The following is a 6,505-nucleotide window of genomic DNA, read 5'->3' on the forward strand; positions in this document are numbered from 1 at the left end:
GGGAGGTTGGTCGAGTGTGGTCATCGGAGGTCGTCCCTTTGGTGCGGGTCGGTGGGGGCTGGGTGCGCCCGCGCGGCGGAGCCGCTAATGTCACGGCCCCGCGCCCCTATCGGGTCCTCGCCGTGGGGCGGCTGGTTGTTGCCGACTGCGGGTTCGGTGGGGGCTGGTCGCGCCCGCGCGGCGGAGCCGCTAATGTCACGGCCCCGCGCCCCTGAAGGGGCGCTTCCGCTGGGCTGTGCTGAGATTGTTCGGCTTGACTCCACCGGGGTCCTTTCGCCCAGGGCGCTTGTGCCTCGTTCTCTTTGCGGCAGGGGTGGGGTCGGTGCTGGTTCCGGAGCGGAGGGTTCTCGTACGCTCACCAAGGCTGCGAACAAGCCGATCAGGGCGAGGAGTTGGGCCGCGCGGCTGTACGCTCCCTCGCCTGCGCCTACTGGTTCGCCCGCGCCCGTCGCCGCCACGATGCCCGCTCCCGCCAGTGCCACGAACGCGATCGGGACCAGCAACGCGTGTCTGTGGTAGGCCAGCAGCGCCAATGCTGGGACGAGCAGGGCGAACCAACCCGCTATCACCACCCCGACCAGCGTCAGCGCCACCGTGCCGAGCCACAGGCCGGGCAGGGGTGGGGGTGGTTGCACCTCGTCGGAACTCGGTTCGTCGCGGCGCCAGATCACCAGGGCCAGGAGGACGACCAGTGCGGCTGCGCTGCCGATGAGGCCGGCCTCGTACGTCGTCGCCGGTTCGTAGGAGAGTTTGATCGTGCCGCCCGCGCCTGCCGGGACGCGCCAGCCCTGTTGCCAGCCGTCCAGGCGGACCGGGGACAACTCCTTGCCGTTCAGGGTGGCTTTCCAGCCGGTGTTGTAGTTCTCGTAGGTGGTGAAGTACGACGCCGCGCCCGAGGTGACGCTCACCTCGCGGCGGTCGCCCAGCCAGTCCTGGACCGTCAACTCGCGGGTGGCGGCCGTGGGTTCGGTGATCGTTCCCCGGGTCAGCGTCACGTCCGTGAGGGTCAACGGGCCCGCGTCTCCCGCCTCCACCCTGTGTGTTCCCGACGTCAGCTCCAACGCCCCGTCCGACTCGCCCTGCTGACAGAGCGTCACCTCGACCTCGCGCCGTGCCGTCAGGTCGTCCACCGTTCCCTTGACGCTCGTCGGGTACAACTCGCCGTCCACCGCCACCACCGGGCCCTTTCCGCAGGCCAGGGTGAAGGGGCGGGACGGGTCCGGCTGGGGGGTGCGGTACTGGTCCAGGGCCGGGATGTAGGCCTCGGTCAGGCCCACGGGGAGTTGGAGGTTCTCGTCGGCTATCGGGTTGTGGAGAGTGAGCGGGGCCGTCTTCGTGACCGTGATGGTCAGGCTGTCCGTCGTGATCGGGTCGAAGCGGGTCACGCCGTTCTCGTCCACGCCCGCGATCGTCGAGCCGTCCGGTGAGCTGATGTCGACCTCGGTCGGGCGCGTCGACAGGCCGCCCGCGGGGGCCAACACCACTTCGCCCACCGGCTGTTTGCCGGTCCAGGTGAGGTGGATCGTCGGGCGGTCGCCCGCTGTCCAGCCCGTCGTCAGGTCGCCGTCCGTGAGATTGCGGGCGGAGAGTCCCGTGCCAAGTGCCGCCGTGGAGTCCGCTGTTGCCGTGATGCGCTGCTGCTGGGCGGGGGCCACCTCATAGAGGAGCTTGTCCAACTCCTCGCCCGGGGTGGCCACCGCGGTCGCCTTCATCTCGTACGTTCCCGCCGTCGACGTCGAGAACGTGCGGTGCAGGCCCGCCTCCGTGCCCGTCGGGGAGAGGCCCGTCGGGTCGTCCGTGCGGTGCAGGGAGATGATCTCGGCGGACGCGTCGGCCGTGTTCGCGTCCGTGGGGAGCTTGAGGAGCCGGGTGACCTGGATGTGGGGGAGGGCGATCTCGGAGAAGCCCGCGCCGGTGAGGCCGGTGTGGCGGGCTACCGAGTCGACGATCGTCAGCTTCATCCAACTCGTCTCGCCCGCGGGCGATTTGATCGTCTGGGGCATGCCGTTCGGCTGGAGGTAGCTGGTCGCCGTTCCCTTCTCCGTCTGCACCCTCACCTCGGTCGCCGCCGCCCGGACGCTCCCCTGCGGGAGCGGTGTGACCTTGAACGAGCCCGGCATGTCGTACGACCCGCCCGCGAAGCCGATGCGCAGCCACTGGCCGTTCGCCGAACCCGCCGCGCCCTCCGCCCACGCGGTGTCCGGGTTGCCGTCGAAGGCGTTCACCGGATCGAACTGGGGCAGGGAGAACAGCCAGTTGCCGCTGGACGACGCCGTCACCGAGCGGGCGCCGCGCAACTGCGCCACCGTCTGGTGGGCGATGCCCTTGGTCGGCAGGATCTGTTTCGGTTTCTCGCCGGCGTCCTGGACCGCGTCCGGCGCGTTGCGTTCGTCGGGGGTGTACGTGTACGACGTGTTGGCGTCGACGAGGCCGAACCGGGTGTCCGCTCGGCGCAGTCCGTCGCCCACCACCTGGAGCGGGGGTGAGCCCAGGCCGGGGTGGTTGTCGCCCGTCAACACCGTTGCCCTGCCCCGGAGTTCGGTGGCGAGGGGGAGGAGGGACTCCGGGCCGCCGGAGACCACCGCCGTGTCGGCCACCGGCGTCAGGCCCGCCTGGCCGGGGCGGGTCACGTCCTTGCTCGTCGGTTCGTAGATCTCCACCGCCCGTTGGCGCGGGTAGAGGCCCTCGACCTGGAGGGGGGTGTCGTTGGCGATGCGGCCGCCGGTCATGGTCGGGCCCAGGCCCGTCACCCGTTGGTAGCCGGACTGTTCCAGGGTGCGTTTGACGGTGGTGGTCGGGACGTAGCCGATCTGGTCGGGGTCGAGGTCGTTGCGGACGACGACGTAATAGATGCCCGCCCGGCTCAAGTAGTCGGCCAGGCCCGGGACTTCGCTGCCGCTCGCCAGTGCCTGCTCGACCGCGTCCATAGCCCGGCGGTTGCCGGGGGTGCCCATCGGGACGTAATCCCGTTCCGCCCAGCGGGAGTCGGCCAGGACGTCCAGGGGTTCGTCGATGGGGGAGCCCCAGGTGTAGATGCCGTGCGCCGTCGCCGGGACGACCAGGGCGCGGGAGTCGGGGGAGTACTTGTGCAGCCAGTCCGCCGTGGACTGCCAGTACTTGGGGAGCTGCTGGAACGAACCCGGGTTCAGGATCGACCCGTTGAGATACGGCCAGGCCAGGCCGGGGAGCACGAGGAGCACCGCGATCAGCGGGACGAGCCGGCGGCCCCGGACCGGACGGGCGCCGCGTGTGTCGGCGGCCACGCCCACCAGGTGGGCCAGGCCCAGGACGAGTGCGAGGGCCAGGCCCGCCTGGAACTTGTAGATGTTGCGGAAGGGGACCAGCGGGCCGTTCAGCCAGTCCTGCACCAGCCCGTGGAAGGGCGCCCCGAACGAGCCGCCGTACCCGGCGAACAGGACCAGCGCGACCGACACCGCGATCAGCACCAGCCAGCGCCGCTCCGGCATGTCCCGTCTGGCCAGGCCCGCGAGGCCCAGTCCGGCCGCGAGCGCCGAGCAGACGATCACGATCACCGAGGAGGCGACCGTCCAGCCGGCCGGTATCCAGGCCTCCCCGAGATGCAGATAGGCGACCCAGTCACCGGCTCCGCGCAGGCCCTCCGTCGCCGACATGGTGTCGGTCGTGGTCTGCGAAGTCTCCACGTAGGGAAGGAAGTTCTCGCCGTAGACGCCGAGCATGAGGAGCGGGATCCACCACCACGCCGTCGCCAGGATCACCCCCGGCACCCACCACGCGATCAGCTTGCGCTGCCGTGGACCCGGCGGGCGGGAGAGCAGATACAGGCCGACGGGGAGGAGGGAGGCCAGGGTCGCGGCCGCGTTGACGCCGCCCATGAAGGGGACGAGCAGTGCCGAGCGGAGGGCCGCGATGCGCGCCGTATAGCGCTCGTTGGTGAGCGGCAGCAGGACCCAGGGAAGAAAGGCTCCGGGGAGCGCGGCGGCGGACGTCGACCCGACGACGATCGTGAACACCGGCCACAACGCGTACGTCACGGCGGCGAGCAGCCGGGACGCGGGGCTGCCGACGCGCAGCCGCTCGGCCAGCCGCAGCGCGCCCCAGAAGGCCACCGACACGACCAGCGACAGCCACAGCCGTTCCGCCAGCCAGACCGGCAGCTGCACGGCGTGGGCCAGCCAGTAGAACGGGAGCATCGGCCAGAGATAGCCCGCGTACTGGTCCTGGATACCGCCGAACGAACCCCGGTCGTGCCACAACTGGCCCAGGTCGGACAGGAATTGACCGGGGTCCACGGTGACGCCGAGCTTGGTGTCGAAGGTCTGCCGGCCCGGGTGCACGGCGAGGAACAGCACGAACACCACGGCCCAGAACCCCAGCAGCCAGCGCCATGACCTCGGGCCCTCCGGGGGGCCCGCGATGGTCGTGATGGTGGGATCGGCCGCCGGGGGCGGGGCCTGGACCGTGGTCGCCGTCATGGTGGACACCGCCGGAGGATGAGGAGGAGGTTCCAGGTGGCCAACTCCCTTATCCCGGGCACTTTTACGACGGCTCGGTCGAGGAAGGGCCAGTAGCGGGAACGCGCCGCGACGACCATGACGTCGTCGCGGGCGCGGACCTGCCGCAGGGTGGCGCCGATGTGCACGGCGAACAGGTTCTCGCCGAGCGTGTGCTTGGCCGGCTTTCCGGTACGGCGCCGGTAGCGGGCGCGGGCCCGTTCGGCGCCGAGATAGTGCCAGGGCGCCCACTCGTGACCGCCCCACGGGGACAGCCAGTTGGTGAACGACACATAGATCAGCCCACCGGGCCGCGTCACCCGAGTCAGCTCACTGAGAAACGTCTCCGGATCGGCCACATGCTCAAGGACGTTGGAAGAGAACGTCACGTCCGCGACCCCGTCGGACAGGGGGAGGAGATACCCGTCCGCGATGACTGTCCCGTCGGGCGGCTTCTCCCCCAACTCCCTTGCGTCCGGCTCGAAGAGATAGGCATGGGCGCCGCGCCGCCGGAACTCCTCGGTGAAGTACCCGTTGCCCCCACCGACGTCCACGACTGTGCGGCCGGTGACAGGCCCGTCATAGGCCTCGACTTGATCGGCAGCGTCGGTGGCGAGCAGCGAGTAGCAGGATTCCGGGTCGCCCTGTTCACGCAGGAAGGCCCGAAAAAGGGCGAGAGACCGACGGAGAGAGGGATCCTTGAATCCCCGGCGAGGTGGAGCGCCCCTAAAGGGGCGCGGGGAACTGCGCGACCAGCCCCCACCAGCCCGCAGCCAACTCACGACCCCCAGCCCTTCACCGCCTCACCGGCCACCAACCGAAACTGTCTGACCGTCCGATCCCAGCGATAACGCCCCGCAAGATCACACGCAGCCTTGCCCATCACCTCCCGGCGATGCGCGGACAGCGCAAGCGCACACCACGCCGCCGCGAACGAGGACTCACCACGAGCCAGGACACCCGTCTCCCCGTCCACGACAGAGTCACGAAGCCCAGGAACGTCAAACGCGATCGCCGGAGTCTCCCGAGCCGCAGCCTCAGTCACGACCAAGCCCCACCCCTCCAACGCGGAAGGATGCAGCAACAGCCAGGCCGCACACAGCAGTTCGTGTTTCCGAGCCTCAGAGACATGCCCGGTGAACTCCACACCAGGCCCGGCGAGTTGCTCAAGCCGCTCACGCTCAGGACCGTCACCGACGATCACCAGCCGCCCCCCGACCACGGGACGTACCCGCTCCCACAGCCGCAGCAGCAGATCGATCCGCTTGTACTCGACCAACCGCCCCACCGCCACGAAGAGCGGCTCGACGGAACGCGCCGCACGAGGCCCCGGCTCCTCAACTCCGTTGTGGACAACCCGGATCCGCTCCCGCTCGACCCCGATCCCACGCAACGCACACGCCGTCGAGGGAGAGACCGCGACCAACAGGCCGCGACGCTGCGCCCCGGTCAGTGCCCAGTGTTCGAGTCTTCGTCCGATCCGCGCCGCCGGTGCCATCGGGCCGCCGAACCGCATCTTCCACAGGTCCGTGTGGACGTGGTTGACCAGGCACAGGGTCGGGCCGTGGTGCCATACGGGCGCGAAGTACGGCATGCCGTTGCACACCTCGACCAACAGGTCGCAGTCGCCGATCTGTTGGGCGAAGGCGGTACGGGCGCGCAGGAAATGGCCGTAGGTGCTGCCCGCCGACACCACGCGATAGTCGCGGTAGGCGGCGGGGCCGCCGCACAACAGGGTGACCTGGTGGCCCAGTCGGGTCAGGCCGTCGGCGAGTCTGTCCACGAGGAGTTCGGAGCCGCCGGCCTGGGGATTGTCGAGATCCCGGTGGGCGAGGAAGACGATCCGGCGCGGGAACGGCACCGGCGCCGGGGGGCGCTGCGCGACCAGGGGAGACGTGGCGCGCAACGAATAGGGCACGTGCTGGGGCATAGGTGCTCCAACTCGTCTCAGGGTGCGGAACTTTGGTGGATCAGGGTGCGGAACTCTGACTGATCAGGGTGCGGAACTCTGACGGAAATCCGCGGGGTGGGGG

3 protein-coding genes are annotated in these 6,505 nt (G+C 70.0%); all 3 read right to left on the minus strand.

Annotated elements, in window-relative coordinates:
• Positions 1-20: 20 nt before the first annotated feature.
• From ACNFOC_RS48770 to ACNFOC_RS48780, 3 genes are read right to left on the minus strand one after another with little or no spacing between them, the layout of a single operon-like run.
• Positions 21-4,454, minus strand: a complete 4,434-nt coding sequence (locus ACNFOC_RS48770; RefSeq protein ID WP_416965436.1) for a DUF3367 domain-containing protein — start codon at positions 4,452-4,454, stop codon at positions 21-23.
• On the minus strand, positions 4,451-5,245 hold the full coding sequence (locus ACNFOC_RS48775; protein ID WP_416965437.1) for a class I SAM-dependent methyltransferase: 795 nt from the start codon (positions 5,243-5,245) through the stop codon (positions 4,451-4,453). The genes ACNFOC_RS48770 and ACNFOC_RS48775 overlap by 4 nt, the downstream gene beginning before the upstream one ends.
• A gap of 5 nt (positions 5,246-5,250) precedes the next feature.
• Positions 5,251-6,402 (minus strand): glycosyltransferase family 4 protein, encoded by a 1,152-nt coding sequence (locus ACNFOC_RS48780; RefSeq protein WP_416965435.1) that lies wholly within the window; start codon positions 6,400-6,402, stop codon positions 5,251-5,253.
• Positions 6,403-6,505 lie beyond the last annotated feature (103 nt).

Source organism: Streptomyces colwelliae, from assembly GCF_048158785.1.
Taxonomy (GTDB): Bacteria; Actinomycetota; Actinomycetes; order Streptomycetales; family Streptomycetaceae; genus Streptomyces.

Bases quoted from the DNA above. Each gene is read 5' to 3' on its own strand.
- ACNFOC_RS48780 (WP_416965435.1), bottom strand. From the start codon at position 6,402: ATGCCCCAGCACGTGCCCTATTCGTTGCGCGCCACGTCTCCCCTGGTC.
- ACNFOC_RS48770 (WP_416965436.1), bottom strand. From the start codon at position 4,454: ATGACGGCGACCACGGTCCAGGCCCCGCCCCCGGCGGCCGATCCCACC.